The organism is Jezberella sp. (genome assembly GCF_964834465.1).
The window spans coordinates 132,511-158,580 of sequence record NZ_CBAZRM010000007.1 but is presented as its reverse complement, the minus strand read 5'-3'; the positions used below and the strand labels follow the sequence as shown (position 1 = coordinate 158,580).

At 46.4% G+C, this 26,070-nt stretch carries 22 protein-coding genes and 1 pseudogene; 1 reads left to right on the top strand and 22 read right to left on the bottom strand.

Annotated elements, in window-relative coordinates; translation table 11 throughout:
* Positions 1–3 precede the first annotated feature (3 nt).
* Genes AC1W8Y_RS07325 through AC1W8Y_RS07285 form a run of 9 tightly spaced genes read right to left on the bottom strand, consistent with a single transcriptional unit; the run spans position 4 to position 11,234 of the window.
* Positions 4–1,689, bottom strand: a complete 1,686-nt coding sequence (locus AC1W8Y_RS07325; RefSeq protein ID WP_482013820.1) for a heparinase II/III family protein — start codon at positions 1,687–1,689, stop codon at positions 4–6.
* A gap of 2 nt (positions 1,690–1,691) precedes the next feature.
* A complete protein-coding gene (locus AC1W8Y_RS07320) occupies positions 1,692–3,827 on the bottom strand; it encodes a bi-domain-containing oxidoreductase (protein ID WP_482013819.1) in 2,136 nt (711 codons plus the stop codon).
* Positions 3,828–5,768, bottom strand: a complete 1,941-nt coding sequence (gene asnB / locus AC1W8Y_RS07315; protein ID WP_482013818.1) for an asparagine synthase (glutamine-hydrolyzing) — start codon at positions 5,766–5,768, stop codon at positions 3,828–3,830. It abuts the gene before it with no gap.
* A 2-nt stretch (positions 5,769–5,770) separates the two neighbouring features.
* Entirely contained in the window at positions 5,771–6,928 is a 1,158-nt protein-coding gene (locus AC1W8Y_RS07310) for a glycosyltransferase family 4 protein (protein WP_482013817.1), read from the bottom strand.
* Positions 6,925–8,049 carry a glycosyltransferase family 4 protein gene (locus AC1W8Y_RS07305; RefSeq protein WP_482013816.1) on the bottom strand — a complete coding sequence of 375 codons (1,125 nt, stop codon included), beginning with the start codon at positions 8,047–8,049 and terminating at the stop codon, positions 6,925–6,927. The genes AC1W8Y_RS07310 and AC1W8Y_RS07305 overlap by 4 nt, the downstream gene beginning before the upstream one ends.
* On the bottom strand, positions 8,046–9,077 hold the full coding sequence (locus AC1W8Y_RS07300) for a CgeB family protein (protein WP_482013815.1): 1,032 nt from the start codon (positions 9,075–9,077) through the stop codon (positions 8,046–8,048). Before AC1W8Y_RS07300 ends, AC1W8Y_RS07305 begins: the two co-directional genes overlap by 4 nt.
* A gap of 19 nt (positions 9,078–9,096) precedes the next feature.
* Positions 9,097–10,017, bottom strand: coding sequence for an alpha-1,2-fucosyltransferase (locus AC1W8Y_RS07295; protein ID WP_482013814.1), 921 nt, complete (start codon positions 10,015–10,017; stop codon positions 9,097–9,099).
* A 1-nt stretch (position 10,018) separates the two neighbouring features.
* A complete protein-coding gene (locus AC1W8Y_RS07290) occupies positions 10,019–10,981 on the bottom strand; it encodes a phytanoyl-CoA dioxygenase family protein (protein ID WP_482013813.1) in 963 nt (320 codons plus the stop codon).
* A 34-nt stretch (positions 10,982–11,015) separates the two neighbouring features.
* Entirely contained in the window at positions 11,016–11,234 is a 219-nt protein-coding gene (locus tag AC1W8Y_RS07285) for a hypothetical protein (protein WP_482013812.1), read from the bottom strand.
* A 167-nt stretch (positions 11,235–11,401) separates the two neighbouring features.
* Between AC1W8Y_RS07285 and AC1W8Y_RS07280 the strand changes: the two genes are divergently transcribed.
* On the top strand, positions 11,402–12,289 hold the full coding sequence (locus tag AC1W8Y_RS07280) for a hypothetical protein (protein WP_482013811.1): 888 nt from the start codon (positions 11,402–11,404) through the stop codon (positions 12,287–12,289).
* Between the two features lie 43 nt (positions 12,290–12,332).
* Here AC1W8Y_RS07280 and AC1W8Y_RS07275 read toward each other — a convergent pair whose 3' ends face one another.
* The 13 genes and pseudogenes from AC1W8Y_RS07275 to AC1W8Y_RS07215 form a co-directional block, all read right to left on the bottom strand.
* Entirely contained in the window at positions 12,333–13,520 is a 1,188-nt protein-coding gene (locus tag AC1W8Y_RS07275; RefSeq protein ID WP_482013810.1) for a glycosyltransferase family 4 protein, read from the bottom strand.
* A gap of 58 nt (positions 13,521–13,578) precedes the next feature.
* Positions 13,579–14,424 (bottom strand): NAD-dependent epimerase/dehydratase family protein, encoded by an 846-nt coding sequence (locus AC1W8Y_RS07270; RefSeq protein WP_482013809.1) that lies wholly within the window; start codon positions 14,422–14,424, stop codon positions 13,579–13,581.
* A 47-nt stretch (positions 14,425–14,471) separates the two neighbouring features.
* On the bottom strand, positions 14,472–15,548 hold the full coding sequence (rfbG, locus tag AC1W8Y_RS07265; protein WP_482013808.1) for a CDP-glucose 4,6-dehydratase: 1,077 nt from the start codon (positions 15,546–15,548) through the stop codon (positions 14,472–14,474).
* Between the two features lie 3 nt (positions 15,549–15,551).
* Positions 15,552–16,325: a glucose-1-phosphate cytidylyltransferase gene (gene rfbF, locus AC1W8Y_RS07260; protein WP_482013807.1), complete on the bottom strand. Its 774-nt coding sequence runs from the start codon at positions 16,323–16,325 to the stop codon at positions 15,552–15,554.
* Between the two features lie 43 nt (positions 16,326–16,368).
* A pseudogene (locus AC1W8Y_RS07255) lies at positions 16,369–16,656 on the bottom strand (IS3 family transposase); the annotation flags it as partial.
* 13 nt (positions 16,657–16,669) lie between these two features.
* Positions 16,670–17,410 carry an FkbM family methyltransferase gene (locus tag AC1W8Y_RS07250; protein WP_482013806.1) on the bottom strand — a complete coding sequence of 247 codons (741 nt, stop codon included), beginning with the start codon at positions 17,408–17,410 and terminating at the stop codon, positions 16,670–16,672.
* Positions 17,411–17,560: 150 nt separating this feature from the next.
* Entirely contained in the window at positions 17,561–18,202 is a 642-nt protein-coding gene (locus AC1W8Y_RS07245) for a class I SAM-dependent methyltransferase (RefSeq protein WP_482013805.1), read from the bottom strand.
* A 28-nt stretch (positions 18,203–18,230) separates the two neighbouring features.
* Complete coding sequence (gene rfbH, locus AC1W8Y_RS07240; RefSeq protein WP_482013804.1) at positions 18,231–19,577, bottom strand: lipopolysaccharide biosynthesis protein RfbH; 1,347 nt, start codon at positions 19,575–19,577, stop codon at positions 18,231–18,233.
* Between the two features lie 151 nt (positions 19,578–19,728).
* Positions 19,729–20,634 (bottom strand): class I SAM-dependent methyltransferase, encoded by a 906-nt coding sequence (locus tag AC1W8Y_RS07235; protein WP_482013803.1) that lies wholly within the window; start codon positions 20,632–20,634, stop codon positions 19,729–19,731.
* 40 nt (positions 20,635–20,674) lie between these two features.
* Complete coding sequence (locus AC1W8Y_RS07230; protein ID WP_482013802.1) at positions 20,675–22,639, bottom strand: NAD-dependent epimerase/dehydratase family protein; 1,965 nt, start codon at positions 22,637–22,639, stop codon at positions 20,675–20,677.
* Complete coding sequence (locus AC1W8Y_RS07225; RefSeq protein ID WP_482013801.1) at positions 22,629–23,561, bottom strand: transketolase family protein; 933 nt, start codon at positions 23,559–23,561, stop codon at positions 22,629–22,631. The genes AC1W8Y_RS07230 and AC1W8Y_RS07225 overlap by 11 nt, the downstream gene beginning before the upstream one ends.
* Complete coding sequence (locus tag AC1W8Y_RS07220; RefSeq protein WP_482013800.1) at positions 23,558–24,355, bottom strand: thiamine pyrophosphate-dependent enzyme; 798 nt, start codon at positions 24,353–24,355, stop codon at positions 23,558–23,560. Before AC1W8Y_RS07220 ends, AC1W8Y_RS07225 begins: the two co-directional genes overlap by 4 nt.
* Positions 24,356–24,486: 131 nt before the next feature.
* Complete coding sequence (locus tag AC1W8Y_RS07215; protein WP_482013799.1) at positions 24,487–26,046, bottom strand: hypothetical protein; 1,560 nt, start codon at positions 26,044–26,046, stop codon at positions 24,487–24,489.
* Positions 26,047–26,070 lie beyond the last annotated feature (24 nt).

Sequence of the window (26,070 nt, the reverse complement as noted above, 5' to 3'; positions counted from 1 at the left end):
TATTTAATCAGCAGCCCACTCTAAGCGGACCGCGATCGTGCCAACGTTCGACGAGATCCGTAAACAAGGGATTGTCACTGAATTGCCGAACTCTTCAGCATATTTAGCATCGATCAGCGCGCCAGATCCCGATTCAATGGCTAATTTTACAGATCTATTGTCCTCTAGCGTGAGGAGGTACGTCGTCGCAGAGGTGGCCGATACCTGCACGCGAGGGTGAAAGTGATAACGAGCCACCATTTCTCGGAAGCCGCCCGTCACTCGATCTGTCACCCGCAGGCTAGCCGCGGTCATATCCCACGTTCTCTCTGGCGTGGGCTGACCTGGCAAATGCCGATAACCCGTGTGCGCACAAGCAACCCGCACCTGATCGGCGGTTTGGTCAAGTCTTAGGTCAATCGGATAGGCTCGTCGTGCCGCCCGAAACCCGCCCCAAACCTCCGAAGAACTCAGCCCGTCAAGCTCTACCGTACTGTGCGCCGCGGTTTGACGCTCGCTCAAGCGTTCAGGGCCAAGGCCGTATCGGGATGTACCACCATTGACGACGATGCGCTGACCAAACAGCGATAACTCAAAAGACAAGGTATCCGCATTCGCGTGACTGGGTAAATAATCTGGGCCAATCGGTGCCACATCAAGCAGGGCGACCGCGCTAGGCGACTCGAGGCGAATATAGCCACTGATTGGCCAATGTTTAACGCTGACATACCGGTTCGTTGCGCCCCTGTCAGATCGATCCTGTCGTTCTGCCACGGGTAAACCAAGTCGTGCGGCATAGTCGGCTAACTCGGCGGGCATGGGCGTCACGTTGAACGCTGCGTCATTGAAAAGCCCGATCTGGCCATCGGGATGGGTCATCCCAACGAGCCATTCATGCATTTTCTGTGCGACATGTCGCCAAGTATCCGCCGTGGTTACATCAATTTGCTGAGGCCATGCTTGGGCGATGTTGATGAGATCCAATACATCTTCAAAAAATATCGAGTGATACATCGGGCTGCGCTCAAAATTGCCCCCATCCTCTAACACCTGCTCGGGCAATTCACGCGCGACGATGCCCAGGCCTTTGGTCAACCATTTTTCGGCCTCGTGCCCCTCAAAGAACAGCCCCGCAAAAATCAGCGCTTTGGCATTAGCAAATAAATGATTACCTAGCAAGTGGATTTCAAGGCGCTTGCATAGCCATCTGGTTTGCATTGCAAGACTATGCAGCAAGTGAGGCGCTAACACATTGCCGGCCAGAGACCACTTAATCCAGTTGACGATTCTCAGCGACGTGGGATAGGGCTCCCAGCCGGTGCCTCGACCGGGCGGGTTCTGCGCCAGCCAGTTCTGCAATAGTGAGTGATGCCAAGCCTGACGTTCAGGCGCAGCCACCGCATTCAAATCGTCAAAGTAATGTTGGTTGTAACGCCAGAGTTTTTCAGTCGCTGCATCATCCCAACCCAGTTGCTCAAGCGATCCCGATTGATGTAGAAAATAAAACTGACCCTCACCGACCAGACTCTGCCTTCTCTGGGCTGGTTTGATCCATTGACCTGAGGGCAACCGCAAGGCGGGTGAGGGGCTAGTGTCCAAGGCAGGACGAGCGAGCCGAAACCAGAGCCGCCCATAGATCTGTACAGGCCGCAAATATTTGACCGTATGCCAGTAGAGCCCGGCGCGTCGAGTGAGGGTGTCGAGTCGCACGCCTAGGCCTGCGCAAGGGCGATCATGACCTTGGTCACTTCAAACAACTCTTGCGCCGGGATGGGCGAGGCCGCCCCTTGCGCAATTGCATCAACAAAGGCCTTAGCGCAAAGGCCCTGGCCTTTATCCTGTCGCCACAAGTTCAAGCGTTTAAAGCCAGGCCAACCAAACCCTCGAAGTTTTCTAAAATTATCGAGCTGCAGCACTCGACCAGCGGCAAACACCTCTAGCCGCTCTTTCGGAAATGATTTGCTACCGTTCGCAAAGTAATGCACGGTGCCAATTGAGCCGTCTTCAAACTGCAACTGTATCGTGGCGGTGTCATTGGTGGCTACGTCCATCCGAGCCAACTGCCACCCGACGATTCGGCAGCCCGCCAAGTGCCTGAGCAAGTCAACAAAGTGGCACGCCTCACCTAGCAGTCGCCCACCGCCAATCTCAGCATCTTGTGCCCAGTGCGAGGCAGGGACCGCCCCTGCATTGACCGTCATCACCAAGGTTTTGGGCGTGTTGACGCCAGCCAGCAACTGTTTGATTGTTTGAATTTGCGGGGCAAACCGGCGATTAAAACCAACCATCAGCAAAGGCGTTTGACCCTGCGGGGATTTGGCCGATTGCAGCGCCAGTTGGATCTCTGCCAGCTCATCCAAGGTGAGGCAAAGGGGTTTTTCAACAAACACATGCTTGCCCGCCGCGAGTGCTCTGACGGTATAACTGGCATGACTGTCATGGCGAGTCGTGACGACAATCGCGTGCGTCTCGGGCTCACTCAACAACCGGTCGGTGTCTGTCGTGGCACTAGCGAACCCATACTTGCGCCCCGCGTGAACCCCACTGACACCGGCCCCAGAAGCGACGGTATTGAGCCTGGCCCCTGTGCGTTTAAACGCAGGGATCAACACTGCCGTGGCGTAATTGCCTGATCCAATGAAACTCACCCCAACCGAAGCAGACGCACTGTCACTGGATAATTGCTTCGACCCGCCCGATTGAGCGAGGGCGATCGTCTGTTGTTGGGCTTCTGCGCGAGTCGATGGGTATTGCAACAAAATACCTGTCGAGGGTTCTGACCCACCTACCACCTCATACGCACGTTCAGCATCAGCAATGGCAAACCGATGAGAGATCAGAGGCTTTACATCGATGCGCCCGTCTGCCAGCATATCGAGAAAGGCTTCGAAGTTTCGTTGCTCTGTCCACCGCACAAAACCGATGGGGTAATCAACCCCCTTCTCTTCGTAGTCATTGTCGTAGCGCCCTGGCCCATAAGAGCAGGACACCTGAAAACTCAACTCTTTTTCGTAAAAATCAGCTCTTGATAGCTCAAGCCCTGTCACGCCCACCAAGACAATCCGGCCACGCTGACGACACATCAGCGCCGCTTGATGCACAGGTTCGCTACTTTTTGTCGAGGCCGTGAGAATCACCGCGTCTACCCCACGCCCTCTCGAAAACTGTGCGGCAACCAGCACAGGGTCTTGGCCTTGCGATAAATCAACGACCTCAGCGCCAAACTGTCTCGCCAAATCGAGTCGGTCCTTCACCGAGTCAATGGCCAATACCCGGCACCCATGGGCGCGCAGCAACTGAACGCTCAGTAAACCAATGAGACCTAAGCCTGTCACCACCACGGTTTCGCCCAGCGTCGGCTGCACCAGGCGAATACCCTGTAGCGCAATCGCCCCCAAGACGGTAAAGGCAGCTTCTTCGTCGGTCACGGTATCCGGCACTTTGGCGCACAAATTGGTCGGGACACACACCATTTCAGCATGTTTACCGTTGGAAGCAACACGATCGCCAGCGACAAATCCGCTCACCCCAGCGCCTGTCTCGACCACTGAGCCAACATTGCAGTAACCCAGCGCAATGGCCTGATCTAACTTATTGAATACCGCCTCTAACGTCGGCAACAAACCGTCTGTTTTGATCTTTTCGAGCACCATCTTCACTTTGTCAGGCTGCTGCCTGGCTTTGTCGATCCAGCCGGCCTTACCGAACTCGACCAGCATTCGCTCAGTACCTGCCGACACCAGTGTCTGGGTCGTTTGGATCAATAGTTGCCCGCGCTTTAACGACGGGCAGGGAATGTCAGCAACACACGTCTCACCGGTCTTCAAGGACTGAAGAACTTGCTTCACTTATTTGCCCGCCTGTTTCAGTTGCGCCGTTGACGCACGATCGATAAATGCCCGACACCAGAGCTCAATGGAGAGCAATGAAAACAAGGTGTAACTCGCATCAACTTCACCACGGTCATTCGCTTGAATCATCTGTTGTACGGCTTGTGGCTCGAAGAGACCACGACGCTTGAGGCTGGCGACGGATAGCACGTCACCCACCAGGCCTCGTAAATCCTGCTGCATCCAGCGTCTCAACGGGGCACCGAACCCCGTCTTGGGACGGTAAATGACGTTTCTAGGCAGGTAGGGTTCCATCGCTTTTTTAAATACCCATTTACTCTGGGTGCCGCGTTGCTTTAACTGGTCTGGGATTCGACTGGCGAACTGCACCAGATCCAAATCCAAAAACGGCACCCGCACTTCGATGCCTGCCACCATTGACATTTTATCGGTATAAGTCAGGTTGTGGTCAGGTAAAAAGAACCGCTGTTCAAGGGCGAGCATTCGATCTAGGGCTGTGGCTGTTTTCGGAAGCTGACTCAGAAACTCAGTCAGTGGCGCCTCGGCTCGGGCTTGCCCGAGCTGCGCTTTGAATTCAGGGGTATAGAGTGCGTGTAAATCGACTCGCTTCGCCCACAGAAAGTAATTGACGAGGCGAGCGTCGCCTTCTAGAGCCGCCCCACTCAACAACTTAGCCACGCGCCTGAAGCGCGGGTTGCGTTGATCTAGCCCGCCTGCCAACGAGGCTAAGCCCGCCCTCATCCCCTGTGGTAGCCAGCCCCAATAATGTTCGGATTTCAACGCCAAATGACGACGATATCCCGAGAAAATATCGTCCCCCCCCGCGCCCGACAGTAAAACCTTAATCCCTTGCTCACGTGCCAAGCGACTGATGTACAAGACATTGAGGGGGGCCGGATCCGCCAACGGCTCATCTAGCTGATAAATCATCTGTTCGAGATCGCGCGCTATTTGAGACGAATCGACGCGCACAATCGCCAGAGGCACTTTCAAATGCTGTGCCACCTGTTTTGCGTAGGACAAATCATCCGTCATGCCGGCGTCTTGCCCGCCCACAGCTTCGATCGTGAAGCACTTCACCTCAGGATTGATCTCTTTTGCAAACGTCACTACGCTGCTCGAATCCAGGCCGCCCGACAAAAAGGCACCCACGGGGACATCGGCGATCATTTGGCGATGAACAGCTTGCCGCAAGTACGTTTGAACCCCTAGCGTCGCGACCCGTTCAGTCATGGCAGCTGGCGGTTTGGTGAAAATGGGTAATTGATACCAAGTTGTTCGACTCACCACACGGCCTCGACTGACCCATAAGGCCTGACCAGGATCAAGCTTTTTCACGTTCGCCAACGGCGTGCCAGCGCCCGGGCACCACTGAAAGCTCAGGTAACGATCGATGGCAGAAAAATCCAGCGCATCTTGAGGTGGGATGAGGTGTTGCAACGCCTTAATTTCACTGGCGAAGGCAAAGCAGGGGCCGTCTTCACCAATACCCTCATAGACATAAACGGGCTTCACCCCCAAACCGTCTCTCGCCACCAGCAAAGCATCTTGACGTGCATCCCAGAGCCCAAGGACGAATATACCGTTGAGCCGGGATAGCATGGCGTCCCCCTCTGACAGATACAACTGAAGGATGACTTCAGTATCTGAATGCCCTTTGAACACAACCCCTTTGGCTTCGAGCTCAGCCCTGAGCTCGCGAAAGTTATAGATTTCACCATTGAAAACTAGCACGACTTGGCTGTCATCCGTCAGCATCGGCTGATGCCCCAGCGCGGATAACTCTAAGATAGAAAGTCGAGTGTGGCCAAGGCCGATTTGTGCGACAGGGTCGGTATACATCCCCGCATCATCTGGACCACGATGCGAGATCGCGGCGACCCCCGCCTGTAGGGCAGCCGCAGTGAAAAATCCAGATACGCCGATGACGCCGCACATGATCAGTGAGGGTACGCGTGAGCAGTTTCAGACAAGAAGGCAAGGGTTTGATCAGCGCATCGCTTCCAGGAGTAATGCTGTGATAATTCAAAACTCTTGCGCGCATGATCTGCACGTAACTCAGGTGACAACAAATAGGCGCGAATCGCTGCGGCGATTTCAACCGCACTTTCAGGGTCGAAGTACACCCCAGCATCGCCCAGCAATTCTGGCATCGGGCCACGATTCGAGCAAGCAACAGGTAGGCCAGCGGCCATGGTTTCCAATAAGATATTGGGCATATTTTCACAGCTTGAAGCAAAGATACCGAGATCGGCCGCGGCATAGTAGTCATTGAGCTGCGTGTAGGGCACTTTGCCACGATAGTGAGCCCAAGACGCTGAATCATTGGCCGTGATCATCGCCTGCTCGAAGCGACGTAAGGCGCTTGGATAGCTGGGGCCAATGAGCTCAAGTTCAACCGGAAACCCTTCTTTTCGAAGCAGGTCAACTGCTTCAACGACTTGCCACTGATGTTTGTAGACATCAATGATAGAGACATAGATCAATCGAAAGGGGTGATCCTTCGCATACTCAGTGATGGGCAACTGCGGCTTGGGGGGCCGTGCGAAGCGGATGTTCATGCCGTGCGGAATCACGGCGATCCTGCCGCGCAGTTTCCCCGTGACCTTAAGCACTGCGTTTCTGGAGTAATTTGTTAAAAAAATCATCCCGTCTGCCGCACGAAAACTAAATGACTGAAGCTGTCGCAGCACTAACAGCCGAAACGACATGAACGAAAAACCGTATCTGAAGAGCTCACGATACTGAAAGGGCAGCATGTTGCGGCTCATCGTGACAGTGGGCTGAAACCCACCCATCGAATTACCGCCGGGTACAAATAAAATATCGCACTTTGCTTGTTTGACGGCAGCGGATAAGTGCAGTTTTTGCCATAACACTCTGCGCACGTAGCCTTTATTGACAGAGCCTATGCTCACTTTGAGTAGCCACGGTCTATCTTGTAAGGCCGCTAGCGTTTCAATGCATCCCCACACCACGATTTGTTCAATGCCGTGCTTGTCGAGTTCAGCGTTATCCAAGATCTCGATCAGATGGGTCACACCACCGCCGATACGCAAATTGCTCGCGTCAATCCCGATACGCAACAAGGTGCTCACGACGGCACCTTCAAGCTCAAGATTTGTTGCGCGATTTTATTGACTTCGAAATTGTCGATCACGAACTGTCGCGAACGAGCAAGGCGTTGCTCAATCTGAGCGCCGCCCTGCATCACCTTGCTTAAGGCCTCTTCCAGTGCCGCCAAATCATCCGGTGGGACAACTTCTGCCACATCTGCATGCTCCATCTCCCAGGCGATCCCAACGTTGGTCACGATGGTGGGCTTTTGCAAATAGAGTGGTTCAACCATACTGTAGCCAAACGTTTCTGCATTCGAACAATGCACCACGATGTCAGCGATCGACAACAAAGACATCGCGTCGTCGTTTGCCAACTGGCCGACAAAATGCACCCGCTCGGTCAAGCCCAAGTGTTGCACTAATTGCTCACACGACGCTCTCTCGGCCCCGCCACCGGCCAACACCAAGTTGAAACCCGACCATTGATCGGCTAGTCGTGCAAACGCATTAATCAGCAGATCTTGCCTTTTACGCGGCTGAAACGAAGCGAGGCAGGCAATCAGCTTTCTGTTTGAGGGTAGCGCTAGCTTTGCGTAAACCTCGGCAGCTGATGACAGACGACTCGTTTGATAGACCAACCGGTCTTGATCAACCCAGTTATGCACGAGCACAATTTTTTTAGCGTGCACCCCCAGACTAGTCAAACGGCCAATTTCTAAATGACACAGTGCCCCGACGTGCGTCGTGTAGCGGTTTAACAGCGCAGCCCCGAGCAGTGGCTTCCACCAGCTGCTTCGGTCATGCCCCATGGCCGCGATCATGGCAAGGGACACTGCTTTTCTTTTGCCATACCGTCTAATCTGCCAGGCAGTCAGCGGGCCAAACGTCAACAACAGGTCAGCGGGCTCAATTGTCGAGTCGGGTTTAGCACGCAAACCAGTCAGCAACGCCTTCGGGCTAAACGAATATTGCAATGACGGCTCAACCACATAGCGCAGTGGGCTGGCTTTGATCCGATCATAGAGATCTGGATTCTGCCCCTTGGTCGTCCATGACAGTACCGTCACTTCGTGGCCCAGCGACTGAAAACACAGCGCGAGGTCAACTGGGTATTGCAACAACCCAGAAGTGGGATCACTCACCACAATCACAATTTTCATCGTGCACCTCGCAGTGCATCCACGACCTTTAACCAAGCCTGCATTCGGCTGTAGATATCGTAGCCACTGTCAACGCAACGTTGACGGCTAGCTTCAACGATCTTGGCTCTCACCGTGTCATTCTCAAGATAATAACGGGCCTTGTCTGCAAGCTCTTCTGGCGTGCTGTAGTAGACCGCCTCTTTATCTTCCTGATACAAGGTTTGCATGGTGTCTGTGCGTTGGCTTAGCATCAACGTGCCGCAGACTGGGATCTCGAATACCCGGCGCGTAAAGGTGTCTTTATTCCAGGTAGAGAAAAAGACCAGTGCAATTTTCGACCCGTTTAACGCTTTCACGTAGTCTTCACCCTGTAGCTCTGACGTATCCATGCCTTGCCACGCCATGCCCTGACTGTTTTCGGCCCAAAACGACCCATGCAAGCGGTAGGTTGCCGGCACCTGATTCATTAGAAAATTTAACTCTTGCTGACGCCGATCCGGCTCAAAATGCCCCAGAAAGCAAATATCGCTTTGCCAGGTGGCGACCTGATCGCTGGGCAACGCACGATGCAGCCAGGGTAAATAATGTGGATGAAGCACATAAGACGGCACCTTGGCGCCAAGATGTGGGACATCAGAGTCACGGTAGGCGAGATGCAGATCGTATTCAGGTATGGCTTTTTTGAAAAGTCGCCAATACGCTTTGTCACCAAGATCACCAAACGCATTGTCGTTGTTGTAGCAAACGACTAACCTACCCTTTGGGCCAGCGGCAAGGGCACGAACCGTTGCAGGTTTGAGTGGCAATGCACGGTAGCAGAGCACCACATCAGGTGCTGCCACATGAACGGCGTTGAGCAAATCAACATTGATACGATCAATCGTTGGGCCAATCATGAAACGATCTTGCACCCGCCCCCAAAGGTTTTTAGGGAAATACGGCTTCATCGGAAACTCAACAACCTCATGCCCCAACTCACGCAACGCTCTGCACCAAGCACCTTCGTGCCAGAAGGCGCTGAAATAACCTGCGATGAGGATTTTCAAGATTGCCCTCGATTCATGGCTAACCCAGCAAGCGCCATGACGCTGGAATATTTGGTGTGTAAGCTTTTCTCGCCGGGGCGATAACGATCTGCTGTTCAGAATGCCCCAACCATGCACCCCACCAGCTAAAAGAGCTATTGGCGATGATGTGATGCCCGCATTGCTGCATCAAGTGAATGTCTTCCCAATCTGCCCCTCGATCGTTGTCAAGTACCGTGGCATTGGTAAAACCTCGATAGTGCTCTTTTACCCAAGCCGGATTATCTGAAAAAATGAGATATTCGGGCATCTCGATCTCGTCTGACATCAGCCTGAAGGCTTGTTCGTAATAGCTCGGTTGCAAAACATTGGGTGAATCTTTTTGAGGGACCACTTCAGTTTGCTCGCCTTGGGCGAGTGCCTTTTGCTCGTGATTGCATCTGAGATGCACCGCAATCAGATTCGGCTTACTCTTTATGTAGGCAAGTAAGTCGCTATTTTTGGGTGAGAGCGGGCAAAGCGGCTCAAAATCCGCAACAATTTCAGAGCGAATTCGATTGAAGTACCGCTCATCTTGCCAATAGCCCACCATGCCATGATTACGACGGCGCGACGTATTCAACACCTGATCGTTGTAGGCAAAGGTTGGTTCGATAGCACCCAGCGGGCCGAAACAGAAAGCAGGCAACTTCTTGTTCTGACGCAAACCAAGCAATCTAATATAGAAACCCGCCTCGCGGGACCTGTCAATCAGCTTTGCCGCACGAGACAGATTAAAGACATCCAGACCGTACGTTCTTTTGTAGTAAGCGTCGAGAGCAAATGCCCCGGTATTCAAGGTGAAATTCAAGTTGTACTGCTTTGCGTAGGCTTTGCCTGCCGCATATTGAAACATTTGATTGCCCAAACCGCCATTTAATACGATTGAAACAGTCGCTTGCGTGGTTTGAGACACAGTCATATCAATGTAGAAATCTATTTTCGAGTACCGCAAAGATTTTGACGTTGTTTTTATTAATAGTGGCCAAATGTTCGTAAGGAACAATCGATTCAGAGGCAATGATGATGGCGTTGAACTCTTTGTTCAAGTTTTCGCTTGATAGAATTTCTTGCAAGACGGGATAACCTAGGCGTTCTGCCTCGGCCTCTTGCCCGACAACGACTAAACCAAAGTTGCGAACCGCCGAGTCAATGACCAAGTGCTGAGCCAGCGTATCTTTGTTTTGCCCGCCGCAGACGTAGCGCAAAAACCTAACCCCTTCAAAGGGCTTTTTCATCACGAATTCGCCATTTTCATAATGCGCGTAAGTATTCACATTTTTCGTTGACGTGCGATCTTCAAGAATACCTATCCTGAAGTCAAACGAGATACGTTCGTTCGTTGACAAATTGATCGGGGATCCGTGCATCATCTTCGACCCGAAAACCACGCACTCATCTTCGCTTGGCGCAACCGGATAAAAATGTTTTTTATCCTCTTCATCCAAACCAATGAACTGCTGTGTCCGTTCAATCTTTTCGCGAATGTAATCGTTCGCAGCTTCATCACACATCAGAAAAGTATTGAGTTCGTCGATGGCGCTGAGGGGTGTCCAGACGGTGTAGAACTTTTCTCCATGTCCATACCAATAATCGCAATGAAATGAAGTGCCGTGCGCCCCTGTTCTGAAGATCCGTGGGGTCGGCGTCGCCTGCACAATAAATTCGGCTTGCTGCGGCATGAGATCTCGCGCAATAGTCAACGCAAGGTTGCGATAACACTTGATGAAGGCGTCAGTCGCAAAAAAATCAAACATATGCCGTCTGAGGATGCTGGGATCGATGCTGAGCGTTTTTAAAATCCCGCGCTCTCGAAGAAAGTCGTAAAAATATGACCTCAACTCTGGGATAACAATGGATTTGACGACTTTTTGCTCTTTCTTCATAAATGATCTGTAGCTAGCGTGGCCGATACGACTGTCAAGAGGCTTGCTGAATACTATCCTTGATAAAAGATAACTTGGCCCATTTTCGATCGTAACTCGTCGTAGATATTCTTAAATAAGCTTCTTCAAGCTTCGTTTCATCCAAATCTACCCAAGACTTTATTGTAACAACCGGTAGACCGGAATAGGCGGCTGTCCAGTCTGCAGCTAGAATCGAGGGAATACAACCGAGTGACTGACGAGGTAATTTCATTGCCAATTTTCCTTCAAAAATATGTAACGCATGCCTTACCTCAATAACCGAATGAAATTTTGGCTACCATATATCAAGAAAATCGAAGTGCAAGAAAATGCAATCTTGTTACAATAAAAGCATTTATTAATTTCCTATCAATTTTTGTATATTATAAAATCATCAAAATGATTGATTTGTCTTATTTCTACAATAACAATATTAGAAGAATAATTTTTCTATTTAACAAACTCTTAAACAGAAGACCCTCAAGCGACCCTTTCGTTAGTGGTGACTCTTTTCGATCTTTAGCAGATTATAAAATAGAATCTACTAAAGATGTAGCTGATCTAAATGGAATTAATAATAATTCGATTATTTTTTGTCAATCAGATTATTTAGAAGATTTTTTTAAATTAAAATTAAAAGACATTAATTCTAAATTTATTTTGATTACTCATAATAGCGATATAGTAATTGATGAAAAATATTCAACTTTTCTTGAAAGTAAATTTTTAATTCACTGGTTTGCGTTAAACAATACTATTGCTCATAAAAAAATCACATCAATACCGATTGGCATTGAAAATCTGCATTATTTCAATAACGGACGTAGAGGGGAATTTCAACGAAACATTGTCATTCGCAAAAAACTGAATAGAATTATTAGTGCGTTCAGATGCCACACAAACCCAGTTGAACGGACACACGCCATGAACGTTCTTAAAGCCACAGGCCTTGCGGATTTTATAGAAACGCCGCCTCACTTGTTCAAAGCTGAACTCAGTAAATACAGATTTGTTGCATCCCCACCTGGAAATGGCCCCGACTGCTATCGAACATGGGAAGCGATGTATTTGGGAACTGTTCCAATCGTTATAGGAAAAGCCTTTTATTCTTTATTTCCAAATTTTCCAGGTTTGGTTCTTGACTCTTGGGAGGAATTATTTAAGTTCGATGATCAATTGCTGGATGAGGTTTTCAATAAGCACTCTAAATTTTTAAAAAATACTAAGTATTTATGGATGTCTTATTGGCGAGAAACCATTAATCAATTGAGGAACTGTGGCGAGTGACTGTACCGGTTCATTACCGTACGTATATCGGCGCGTTAGTGCGTTAGTTCAGATAGGCGTCACGTAAAGGACTCAATATATTGTCATCGCTATAGACCTGTGTAATCGTCTCAAGAGCATTTGCACCCAATTGTTGCCGTAACTCAAAATTCTGATGAAGCTCCTGCACTGCGTCGGCAAAATCTGTTACGTTCCCCGGCTCTATCACCATTGCGTTTTCTCGGTGTTGCAGCATATCTTTATGTACACCCACGTTGTAGGCAACCACTGGCTTACGCAACGCCATCGCCTCGAGAAGTACATACTCCGTAGATGTGGGCCAGAGTGACGGCAAGATAATGCCTAATGAGTTTGCGACGCGAACATCTAAACCAGATGCCCAACTGCTTTTATACTGCAAGGAAACGTTGTTATGCTCCCAAAATCGTTGCTCCGTCAAAACTTTATCTTCGCCCTCAGCAAAAAGCGTGTGTATATCGAACATTACATTCGATGCTTCGTTGACAATTTGTTTTAGTTGGAGCGCTCCTTTGAAGTCCTTAAATTGTCCGAAAAAAACAAACGATTCCTTCGTCTCGTTTATATGAGGTCGCAAGTAAGCCAATCTTTTTGGGTCAAACGGTAGTGGGCATCTTTTTATTTTTGCTCGGTCAATTCCATAATCGACCAAAATATCGTCCATGACTGAGCCAGTCGATAGAAACCTTTCTATGTCTAAAATATTGCTGCGATATAAGGCTAGGCTTGCGGTTTGAATCAACTTGGATTTTGTATCTCCGCACCTGTAGCGAATCGCGTTTTGGAAGTTATCAGGTAAGCACTTATTACAAGTTCGGCCATCCTTGTAGTTATACCCTTGCGCACAGAAAAAATTGTAAACCCACGGCTGCGCTACCAATCTAGCCTTTGCAGACTTAGCAATTTCAATTAAATAGCGTGACTTCAAATAATCCAGTGAGCTCCAATGCACAACATCCGGACTCACCTCATCGACGAACTTCTCAAAGGCTTTTGTCTGTTTTCCGTGAAACAAATGACTTAAACCGGAGAATGCTCCATAAGCAACATGCACATCTCTTCGTGTGGAAGTGTTTTCGCTTCCATTTATTGAGAACACAGCTACCCGTGCACCAGCTGTCAACAAAACGTCAATGAGTCGATTGACAGCCAATCCACCAGACGAAGAGGGGGAAATCGAGTCTGCTACCAGCAGAACTCTCAACTTATGCATAAATGAATCCTATAAGCACTGATCGAAACCAGTTACTGACTACCGCTGCGGGTTAGAATTAAACTTCAAGGCAATTAGGATCGCCACCCCAAATTGCTTGTGACTCAAACTTGCGGTTAGGAATGAGCCCACAATTCAATTTAATAGCCTGACCATTCTTGTCAAGCCATTTCTGTACTATTGAACGTAAAGATTCTGGTTTTCCGCTGCAAATATTGTACGTTCCATTTTCCCAACAGAGCGAATTCTTTATTTCATGTGCCACCGCCTTTACATCTAAATAATCTAATAACTGATCACCTGTGGACATAGGAAAGTTTTTATCCCCATCCAAGAGTGCTTTTTCGAGTGCCGCAAATAGTCCTCGTTTGTTTCCCTGTCTCGCGTAAACGTAAAAGAGCCTCAACCAAACTAAATCGAACTCGTGGTTGTGCTGTAGCTGCCTGATATATTTATGAAGACTATCTTTGGCAACGCCGTAAGGAGTGTTGGGAGTTGTCTTCGTTGTTCGATAAACTGGCCCATATTGAAGCCCATATTCAAAAAATGTACCGGTGACGATTAATCTTCTCAATCCATGTTCAACAGCATTTCTTAAAAACCTGTAGTGTGCCGAAACCTCTTCGTCAATATGCTTGCTGGACATAACATCATCCACGCTAGCCCAGGCGCAGTGAAGCAAAATATCAGTAGGATTGTATTGGAGCGTTTGATTGTTTTCAGTGACGTCGCATCTTCGGATATTTAGTTCGTCAATGTCAGATAATCGATTTTGGGTTTTCGCAACACTCCTGCTCAACAGGGTGACCGAATTTCCGTTTTGAATCAACTCTCGAACAACGTGTTCACCGATGAAGCCTGTTGCGCCAGTGACATAAATCGTTCCAGCAATATCGTTATCCATTTGATCTATGAAAACTCTTGACGTTGAGTTGAGCGAATGCGCCGTTATCAGACACCGAGTTTAAATGCAGAAAGCGTGTAATTTTCGATTTGCTTTTTACAAACTTCAAACATATCGTCAGAGTTTAGGTAGGCTCGATGCCAATCAACCACATTTATCAATGCCTTCTCAAGCGTCCAGCGCGGCATCCAACCGAGTTTATTTTGTGCTTTAGATATGTCCAGTTTTAAGCAATTAGCCTCGTGAGGGTGTCCATGCGTATCGCTACGCCAATGCCCTGAAATGCCCCAGTGGTTCATCATTGTATCCACCACCCAGCTGACTGGTTTTGCGTCGAAATCATTCGGCCCAAAGTTCCAACTTTGGGCGTATGCTTGCCCATTTTCGAAAAGACGCTGTCCCAATAGCAAATAACCAGATAGCGATTCTAAGACGTGCTGCCAAGGCCTGATAGATTGGGGATTTCTAATCAATAGCAGTTCGCCCGTTTCAAACGAGTGAAGAATATCCGGTACGAGCCTACCAGTCGTCCAGTCACCACCACCAATCACGTTTCCTGCTCTCGCTGTCGCTAACGCAGTAGATGATTTGCTAAAAAAAGATTTTGTATACGAGCTCGATACGAATTCAGCGCAGGCCTTGCTACTACTGTAAGGGTCGTGCCCTCCCAGCCGATCATTTTCCCTATAGCCCCAATCCCACTCTTTATTTTCGTAGCACTTGTCAGTTGTAACGTTAACAATTCCGATAACAGTCTGAGTTAAACGTGCCGCCTCAAGTATGTGCACCGTGCCTAACACGTTAGTCGAATATGTCTCGATCGGATCGACATATGATTGCCCCACTAATGGTTGCGCGGCCATATGAAAAATGATCTCTGGCCTTGCATCCGTCAATAAATGCTTGACTAAGGAATAGTCTCGGATGTCACCAAGTACACTTGTTATTCGGTCGTTTAAACTGGCCAAATCAAATAGACTGGGATTCGTTGAGGGGATGAGCCCTAATCCGATCACATCAGCACCTAACAGCTTCAACCAGATCGACAACCAACTACCCTTAAATCCGGTGTGCCCAGTGATAAGGACCCGTTTGCCATGCCAAAACCGGTTGTTAGCGCTCATTGTTCAATCCCAGAATTTCCAAGGAGCATTCCCTTTTTCCCATAATGAATTGAGTAATGTCTTATCGCGGAGTGTATCCATTGGTTGCCAAAAGCCTTTATGCTCATAGGCCATTAGTTCACCTTTCTTAGCTAGCTCAGTAAGCGGTTCTTGTTCCCAAACCGTAGCGTCACCTCGCACATAATTTAGTACTTTTGGTGAAAGTACGAAAAAACCGCCGTTAATCATCGCCCCATCTCCAATCGGTTTTTCCCGAAATTGATGTACCCGATTATCAATGACGTCTAGCGCACCAAAGCGACCTGGTGGGTAGGTAGCAGTTACTGTAGCTAGTTTGCCGTGGCTTTGATGGAAACCTATCAAAGCCCCAATATCGATATCCCCTACTCCATCACCATAGGTGAGGCAAAATACCTCATCATCTTTTATGTATTCTTGTACCCGCTTTAATCGGCCACCGGTCATAGTGCCATCACCCGTGTCGACTAGTGTTACTGCCCAGGGCTCAGCACGCTCTGTATGAACCTTCATCGTATTAGTTCGTAAATCGAACGTTACATCTGACATATGCAAGAAATAGTTTGCAAAATACTCCTTTATTACGTAGCCTTTGTAACCACAACAAATTACAAAATCATTGACGCCATAATGCGAGTACATTTTCATAATGTGCCAGAGGATAGGGCGACCACCGATTTCTACCATTGGCTTCGGACGATCGCCAGTTTCTTCACTTAGTCGAGTACCAAGGCCACCTGCCAAAATTACTGCTTTCATAAAATCTACCTTCAAGGCCATTCATTGAATCGCTACCAATTTCCTAGACACTTGCTAGCTTCTGATTAAACTGAACGTCGTATTTTACCGGCGACAGCCCGTCGTTATGACTGCACCGACGTATCCGGTTATAAAACACGTCGATGTAATCAAATATATCTCGCCTAGCCTCATCCCGGTTTGCATAGACAACGCACGCGCTCTCGTTTGAGCAACTGAAAAAACTCTCCACCACAGCGTTATCATGGCAATTGCCTCGCCGACTCATGCTGGCAACCAGGCTGTGCTCTTTGAGAAAATCTTGCCATTCGTTGATAGGAAATTGACTACCGTAGCGATTCAAATTAAAAATCATTCGCCATAAATATGTGGTCTAGGGGACTGATTTGTTCTACGTAGCTATAGTTCAAGTCGCTCAGGTAATTGGTGAGCTTTTCCTTATCGCGGCTTTCAATGCACATTAATTTAAATCTATATTCGCTGTGATCGACACCTTTCAGCACCTCAATTTCGGCGCCTTCGACATCCAACGACAGGAAATCGATTTTCTTTGGCGCATTGGCTTCAACTAGAAGCGCATTTAGAGTCTTCGCTATCGCACCGAAACGGAAAAGCCTCTCTTTAGGCGTAGCCAGTTCTTTGATACCGCTGTTTGCGTGAGCGTCAGGGTCAACAATATCCGACTCAAGTCCAACCGGAGTTGACATGTAATGTGAATAGATCATTTCAACGAACTTTTCGGGATAACCAAATGAAGTACATGCCGCACAAAGAACTACGTTTTTCGCTCCTCGATTTTCAACACATTTCAAATAGTTATTAGGCGCAGGCTCGATGAGTAAACCAGACCAACGACGTCGCGATTCAAAATATAGAGTGTTTGAGAGGCCGATGCCATCGACGGCCCCCAATTCAACGTAATAGCCATTGTCATAGTTTAAATATTTTTCAATTTTTTTATCAATTTCCCACTGCCCGTGATATTTCTTTACATATAAACGAATCTTTTTGGCTAAAATTCGTAAAAATGGTGGGGCAATTAATCGAAATATTATCAACAAATAATTATTAATTTGCCGAAGCATTTTCTGTCCTTAAGTCGATTCATTACTTCGGTGTTTTATGTATTTTTAAATATTTCGTTTATACGATGCGATTAATTATTAATGGCATTTTCGGTTTCTAAAAAATACTCTGAAAAAATTGGGATATCACTGATTGCGCGATGGATTCGTTCAAATGGCAGCCGAGATCGAACCATTCTTTGCTACAAAGATGTCGTGCTCTATATGCCAGACCAAATTATTTTCCTTTGCCCAGCCTACTAATACGTCTAGAGAAGGATATGTTGAATATTCCTTTTGTCGAGGGTTAAAACATCTAACGTCATCGACTAGCACACAGACTTTGTGAAAATGGGTAATATTTTCAGAAATGCATTTTAACTCTTCCATAATGGGAGTGTCCTTTGGTCCCTTGAAAGTGATTCCTGCAGAATAATGTCCATCAAGCCAGAAATTTACGTCTCCATTGATTCTAGGCAATAAACTTGGCAAAACTTGCTCACTTGTTCCGCCCAATATTTCAACGTTCTCAAATTTTGAAAAATAATCTTTAGCATTCGCATATAAAGTGGGTTCTGGCTCGATGCTGTAGACTTTTGTAGCATGTCTCGCAAGGACTTCTGTCGTTTGCCCCAGATACGTGCCTGTCTCTACCCAAACCGCTCGCGGGAAGCCATTTCTAATGACACAAGCTTGTTTAATGAAATGAGGGCTCGGGGCATAAAAGCGGCGTTTAGCCCACGCCATAACGTCACTTACAAAGCGAAATAAGCGATACAGGTAGCTATTACGTACGTAGGTTTTCAATGTCATATGTTGAATACTTTTTCTTTGATCATGTTCAATTGAAGTTTACGCCTAGAAACTCTTCAATTTTTAAAGCTACGTAATTCAACATTTGCTCTGTCAGCGATGGTTGTACTCCAAGCCAAAAGGTATTGTTCATAACGTTGTCAGTATTCTGTAAATCACCGCTCACGCGAAATGCAGCATTAACCATATATGGCTGTCTGACCAAGTTACCAGCGAACAAAAGCCGTGTGCCAATTTTATGTTGGTCCAAGTAGGTAACCAAATCTAAACGTGAAACAGGGCAATCATTTTTTAATGTAATTGGAAATCCAAACCATGATGGATCAGAATTAGACGTAGCCTCTGGCAAAGTCAAAAATTCTGTACAACTGCTTAGACGTTGCTTTAGAAATTTAAAATTATTCTTACGCGCCTGGATAAATAAGGGGGCTTTTTCCAACTGAGCTAACCCACATGCTGCTTGCATATCAGTAATTTTTAGGTTGTAACCAAGATGGCTGTATGTATATTTGTGATCATACCCACAAGGCAATTCGCCCAACTGCCAAGTAAAACGCTTACCACATGTGTTGTCTTTGCCAGGTGGGCAATAGCAATCACGTCCCCAATCACGAAAACTTTCAGCAATTTTTTTCAGCTGTAAGTTATTAGTAAAAACTGCACCCCCTTCTCCCATCGTGATGTGATGTGCGGGATAAAAACTTAATGTACCAATGTCACCAAAGGTGCCCACCATTTGATCGTTGTATTTAGATCCGAGAGCGTCGCAACAGTCTTCAACTAGCCACAGCTGATATTTCTTGCAAATCGCTGTAACAACTTCCAAATTAAACGGATTACCCAACGAGTGTGCAAGCATTATTGCTTTTGTTTTAGAGCTGATCGCAACTTCAATTTTGGAAACGTCAATGTTGTGAGTCAATGAATCGACATCGACAAACACGGGCACCGCTCCAAACTGCAATATAGGATTAACTGTAGTTGGAAAACCTGCAGCCACAGTAATAACCTCATCGCCTTTTTGGATAGCACGGTCGCCCAGCTTTGGGGAAGTCAAAGTAGAGAATGCGACTAGATTTGCAGACGATCCAGAGTTCACTGTTATTACGTGTTCAACACCTATGAAGTCTGCTAGTTTCTGTTCAAATAGTTTGTTAAACCGCCCTGTTGTTAACCACCCATCTAGTGACGCTTCGACCATATTACCCAACTCTTCCGACCCTATGAGTTTGCCCGATGGCGGCACCGCGGTCTGCCCGGGCACGAAGACCTGAGAGGCGAACTCAATGGCTGCATATTCTCCAACCAGCGACAATATTCGCTTGCGGAGTTTTTCTTTAGCAAACTGCTGATTTGGAATGATGAAATCGGTCATTAGTAACTGAATCCTTGAAATTTATAAGTTGTTCTGATCTGCCAAGAGGGTGATGGGCGAAAAAACAATGCCGTATTTGACCAATCCTTTCGCTATCAAGGTGTATTAGTCCTTTGAAGCAACGACCACATCCATTTAATGACGAGCGTTTTCAATTACATTTGGGTTTATAGCCTGCTGCAAGCGTATTGCCCACGTTGAAACTTAGTTTTATAGAGTTAAGCGGCTTGCTAAGTTTCGGATGTTCTAACATCCGCTTAGCGAACTCTGGAATTGGGCACAATCGGAGCCAATATTTTAATGAATAGGTGTTCTTAAAGCTCGCGACGTAAATATCGCTATAGCCACCTCTCAAAAACAACTCTTTAATAGATTGAGCGGAGAAAATTTGCAAATGCTCGATATCTATGATCGGAGATCGTTTGCCCAACATACGGTTTATTGGACTACGGTAATCATGCGTTACGGTCACGAATGCTCCGCCTGGTCGCAATAATTTCATCACAGAACTCATAATCCATGCAGGGTCCAACACATGCTCCATTGTCATGAAGCAACAGACAAGGTCGAAACTATTGTGTTCGAAATCATCAGGATTAAACATACCCTCCTGTATCCAATCCGCACAAGCAATTGGCGCTGCTTGGATAGCACTCGTGGAAGGCTCCACGCCAATCAAAGAGTCAAAGCCAAGTTTTTTTAAACCAAGTAAAAACACGCCTGTGCCTGTACCTATTTCTAACGCGGTTTCTTTGGTTTTAAGATTATGCAAAACAGGCGCAATCGCTTTAATATAGGCATCAGCGGCATCTTTAGCTTCCCCTGCGCTATCGTAACTTGCCCGATGATAGGCTTCGCATAGTTCACCTTCACGTGGCGGATTATCAGTATAGACAACATCACATATTGAGCATCTCGCCATGTGATGACACATATACTCAGGCCGCTTCCTAGATGAAAAGCTGTAGCCAGAGTACTTAGTCAAGTCAATATTTTCTTCTACGAAAGTTTGCGCTTTTGAAACATCTGATTGACAAACTGGGCATGAGCGAGACATCGTGAATTCCGTAAAACTTTGTCAGTGAATCTTGCATAAATTAGCGTTTTCTACTGTCGGGCAGAAGCTCCGAAGTTTTGCCATATCGTATTAACGCACTGCGTATTAATCGCGGTCTGCCTTTAACTTCCGTGAGAATCTTAGCGACGTATTCACCCAAAATACCAATCGCAAATAGGTTTAATGATCCGAAAAGTAGCACACTTATCAGTAACGTCGTTATTCCTCTGGGTGCAACATCCGGGATGAATAGCTTAAGGAGTGCAACAAGTATCGCCATTAGCACGGAGATGACGAACAACGCAAAGCCTAATGTTGTTAAGATGCTTAAAGGTGTGTTGCTGAAGGAAAAAATACCTTTTTTTGCCCAATCTAAATTTTTCAAAAAGTTATTGGTAGATCGGCCAAACATCCTTTCTGGCCGCAAATAATCTACGCCAGTTTGCTTAAACCCGACATATGCGCGCAACCCACGCATGAAGAGATCGCGCTCTGTGCAGGTTAACAGCCATCCGACTACTCTTCTACTCATAAGCGAAAAATCACCGGCGTCATGAGGTATTTGGACATAACTAAAAATAGCGAAAATACGATAAAACGCCTTGTACATTAAGCCTTGGAACCACACCATCTCTCGCTTGACACGTCTGCCGTATACCACGTCAAATCCCGCCACCCATTGTTTATGGAAAGCCTCAATCAATTCTGGCGGGTCTTGCAAATCTCCATCTAACAAAACAACACTAGCCTTTGTCGAAAGCTCCATCCCACTCCGAAAAGCCATTTGAGATCCAAAGTTTCGAGAGTGGCAAATCCCAATCACTTTTTGATCGTTAGCAGAAATAGACTCGATGATTGCCGCACTATTGTCAGGACTGCAATCATTTACAAAAATTATTTCGTAATCTACTCCAATTCGTTGAAAAGTTTCTGTCAACCGTCGATACATGTGGGGGATTGCTTGCTCATCTTTGTAACAAGCAATAATCGCACTAACACTAAATTCAGAGAGAGCGAAATTTGATTTTGTAAAGGCTTTGTATGAATCTGCAGATAGCGACCGGATCCAATCCGCAGTCAGCCTAAGCCCACTTAGCAAATCAATATCTGCAGTCCAATTAAGTTGCTGTTGAATCTTACGGGGATCACCATACCAGTCACTGACATCCCAACTGCGATCATCCATAGAGCCAAACTGCGGATCTTCCTGAACCTCAAACTCATTACACACAAGCGCAACCAATTCTGCAATCGTCGTCTTTTGTCCAGTACAGACATTAAATATTTCCCCGTATATAGCAGGCGAAATTTTTATAGCTGCCGTAACAAATGCGCAACAGACATCTGATACGTGAACAAAGTCACGAGAAACGTCCCCCCGAACGAAAGGCGGGAGAATTCCGTTAATTGCTGAATTTAAAAGAGATGGTATTAGTCTTGCTGTATCTTCTAACGCCCCGTATACAGAGTAGAGTCTCAAATGCACGGCAGGGAATTTTTTGTGCTTCCCAACAAACCTGAGATAGTTCGCAGCTGCAATTTTCGACACCGAGTAATGACTGTTTGGATCACAAAAAGCATTTTCATTGGCGAAGCTGGCATTTGTGCCATACTCAGATGAACTACCTGCATGAATAAAAGCCACAATTTCTGTATCGACAAGAGCTTCAACTAGATGAACTAAACTTTGGAAATTGGTTTCATAAATATTACCAAGCTCGTTTTCAAAGGAGTAAGCACCGTAAGCAATACAGTCAAATACTGTCTTCGGACGAATGTTATCGATTAGGTTCCGTACTGCAGAACTATCGCGCATATCCACTTGAAGTATTTGTTCATTTGAGACGTCACTCAATCTCCATGACTTTTCTCGCCTAACGACTGCATACACATCTTGACGCTCACGGGCAATTGTTTGATACAAATTGGCACCAATAAAACCAGATGCTCCAAGCACAAGTATTGGGCCGTGTAAGGATCTGATGTTCTCGATATTAATGTTCACCCGTTATCTCGATAAGTGAATTAATGTTGGTCGATAAGCTATCTAAGTCTAATAGAGAAAGTGCGCGTAAATACGTCTGAGACCCATAAGTTTCGTATGTATGGGACTGCGCATGCATATGTTTAAACCTGCCTACCGATAGTCCATTTGTAACTAAGAACAAGGCAATCTCAGCGCCGAAACTACCTCGAACTACATGTTCTTCTACAACACATAGACCACGTTTTCGCTGCAACTGATGAAGCAATTTTGGCGGCATTGGGTTTTCTGACATTGGCATCTGACAAACGACCCATAAATTCGCCCGAACCTTCCATGGGGCGGCTTGAATAGCCGACCAATAAACACCAACTAAAGGGCCAACTACTATAACTACAGGTCCGTCCCCTTCGGTTAACTGTCTCCACGCCGAATACAGTGGCACCGGATACCCTTTGGGCAGCTCCCCCCGTCCCAATCGCAGGTAGCTTGGAGCGCGCCTTTGTCCTACCAAAGGAATTACAGAAACTAAATCTTCATCAAAGGCAGGGACAAACACTCCCATCCCAGGTAGTGTCAATAAAACGCCATAGTCTTCAATTGCATGATGAGTTGGCCCCATGACACCATAGCCGTATCCGCCCCCATTGCCAATCAGTTTCACCGGCAAACTATGAAAACATATGTCGTTACGTATTTGTTCAAATGGGCGTGCATAGCAAAAAGGTGCGATGCTGTACACCCATACGTCAAAGCCCTCGTGAACCAAGGCAGCAGATACGCTCACCATATTTTGTTCAGCAATGCCGGCATTTACAAATCGATCGCCCAAACAATCCCTCAAGGGTTCAAGGGCCTTAAATCCAAGATCTCCTGTGAGGAATACCATGGTTCGGCTTAAACCAGCGTGCTGGATCAGCGCGTCGCAAAGCTGTGTTCTCAAAATGCATCAACCTCTCTGACAGCTTGCTGGTATTGACTCGAGGTCAACGGAAGATAATGCCACTCCATCTTATTTTCCATGAAACTGATACCGTTACCTTTTGTCGTCTCCAAAACTATTATGCTGAATTTGTTTCGCGAGTTCTCTAACGCGCCCCTAATAGCATGATGGTCGTGTCCATTTATACAAAAAATCTCTACATCAAATCCTGCCATCCTTTTGCTGAGGGCCTCCATCGATGCAACCTCATCAGTTGAACCAAACCCTTGCAAATTGTTCTTATCAATGAGAACGGTGAGGTTATTTAGCCTGTTGTGGCACGCAAAAATAAATGCCTCCCAAGTTGACCCCTCCTGCCATTCACCGTCAGAAGTAATACAAAAAACCCGGTCAGTTTTGTTGGCAAACCTCTTCCCCAGCGCTAGACCACAGGCGAGGGATAGACCATGGCCTAAGCTACCCGTTGCAAAAGGTATGTTCGGCAATCCAGTTGACGGAGGATGCCCCGGCAGTCGCGTCCCATCAAGATGAAACGTATTCAAGTCTTCATCTCCAACTAACCCTACGGTCCAAAGCGCTATATACAAAGCCCCAGCAGCGTGCCCTTTAGATAGGACAACTTTCGCTTCTTCCTGAACGTACTCAATAAAGATGAGGATCAATGCATCCAACACAGATAAATTACCACCGATGTGGCCTACCCCGGCGTCATAATGCATTTTTAAAAGACGAAGCTTCGCTCTCCTAAATGTTTCAGCAGTTAGTTTCGACGGTTTAATTACCTCTATTGTCATTATCGCTCGTCCATCAAAGAGTTAGTAACGAGATAGTGATCGTTGATCAAACCACAAAAATAGTTCAGTTCTCTATATACCTCACGAACTGCACCAAAATTTAACGACAAATTCTACTTCATATGCCCAAACTACTGATCGGCAGGTGTATGGCAAGTCGTGGGGACAAATATCAATAGAGACGAATGAGACGGGATGAATATCATCTCAGGTGTTCGATATTTTTTGAAAATAAAATAGCCAGATGGTGGATGAATATTGGCCACCTCATCTACGGAAAACATGCGGAACAAAATCATGTCCATATCAGATGTTTTTTCTTCAACCGGTATAATATCGGGCCTGAGCGGCAGCCAATCTTCTTCAGGCAGAAAAGGTGAAAGAGAATAGTTTTTAAAAGGACTCAGAACACTTAAAAATGTGTCTTTAGTCTGATTTTGATGGTAGTTAATCTTACACTCTCGCTGATTTAAATCCTTTAAGTCGGTGGCAATCCGATAGTAATAATTCCGTATTTCTGCACTCCATTTTTGATTCTGAAATATTGAGGGCGTATCTACCTGCACTGCACTTAGCCTAATATCGTTGCCTGGAAAAAAATTATTCCCTGAAGCTTCACTTGAAATATTGCAAGCTAACAACGTACCGACTACAGAAAAAATTATCATCTGCAAATTTATTTTGCTCAACAGATGGTAAAAAACAATGATCGCAATTGAGCTACCGGTTGCCAGCCGAAACACCTCTGGACTGTGTAACGCACTACTCGTCAAAAGACACGCTGCAATTGAAATTTGTAGAACTGAAAAGTTAACGGCTCGCGGTTGAATCAAAAACCTGAGTATTACGCTCACAGAACAGATTAATGACAGCCCTAATACAATCCAATTAACAATGAGCTCTTTGGAATTAATCCAAATAGTTGCCATCAGCTTGTCAAAAAGATGTGGGCCAGACATGTGGGGCCACCATTTAATATAAACCCTAGGCAGATCCCAAGCATAGATCAACCAATAACTCAATAAATTATTGAGATATAAAAAACAAATAAATAAAATTATTGGCGTAAAAAAACCAATAGAATTAAATATAAAATTATTTAATCTGAATTTATATTTTTTTTCTAAATAAGCATAGGATAAAAAATTAAAAATACAAATTAATAATAACGCAGGTGCAAGACCTTCTCTTATTAAAACAGCTATGCCAAATGATAGTCCTGTGAGAACGGACCGTATATTACTAGATGGACTGATGAGTAAGTTATATAATCCAAAAGCAATAAGAGGAAATGCTAAGTAATTTGACCAAGGATAAACAACAATTGGATGAAGGCCTACACAAGTCAAAAATACGCACATAGACCAAACACGATTGCCACTGACGAGAAGGCTGATTTTGTAAATTAACCACAAGCCCGAGCAATAAAAAACCACAGTAATGATAAGTATTGACTGCAAGCTCTGATTAATTGAGAAGGCAAATGCATGTATTAAAGTTGTACCAAACCCATACTGGATGAATATATCCTTGTAAGGCAATCGACCATCATATAAATCTTTGGCATTACTTAACATTAATCCCCAGTGATGAGGGTCAATGCTATAAGTACCTTGCCATATGGAAGCTCCACCACTCGCAATAAGGGTGACTATAACGACCACACCAACCCAATTTATTCGCTGAAACATATGAGTTCATTTGTAAGACTGGAA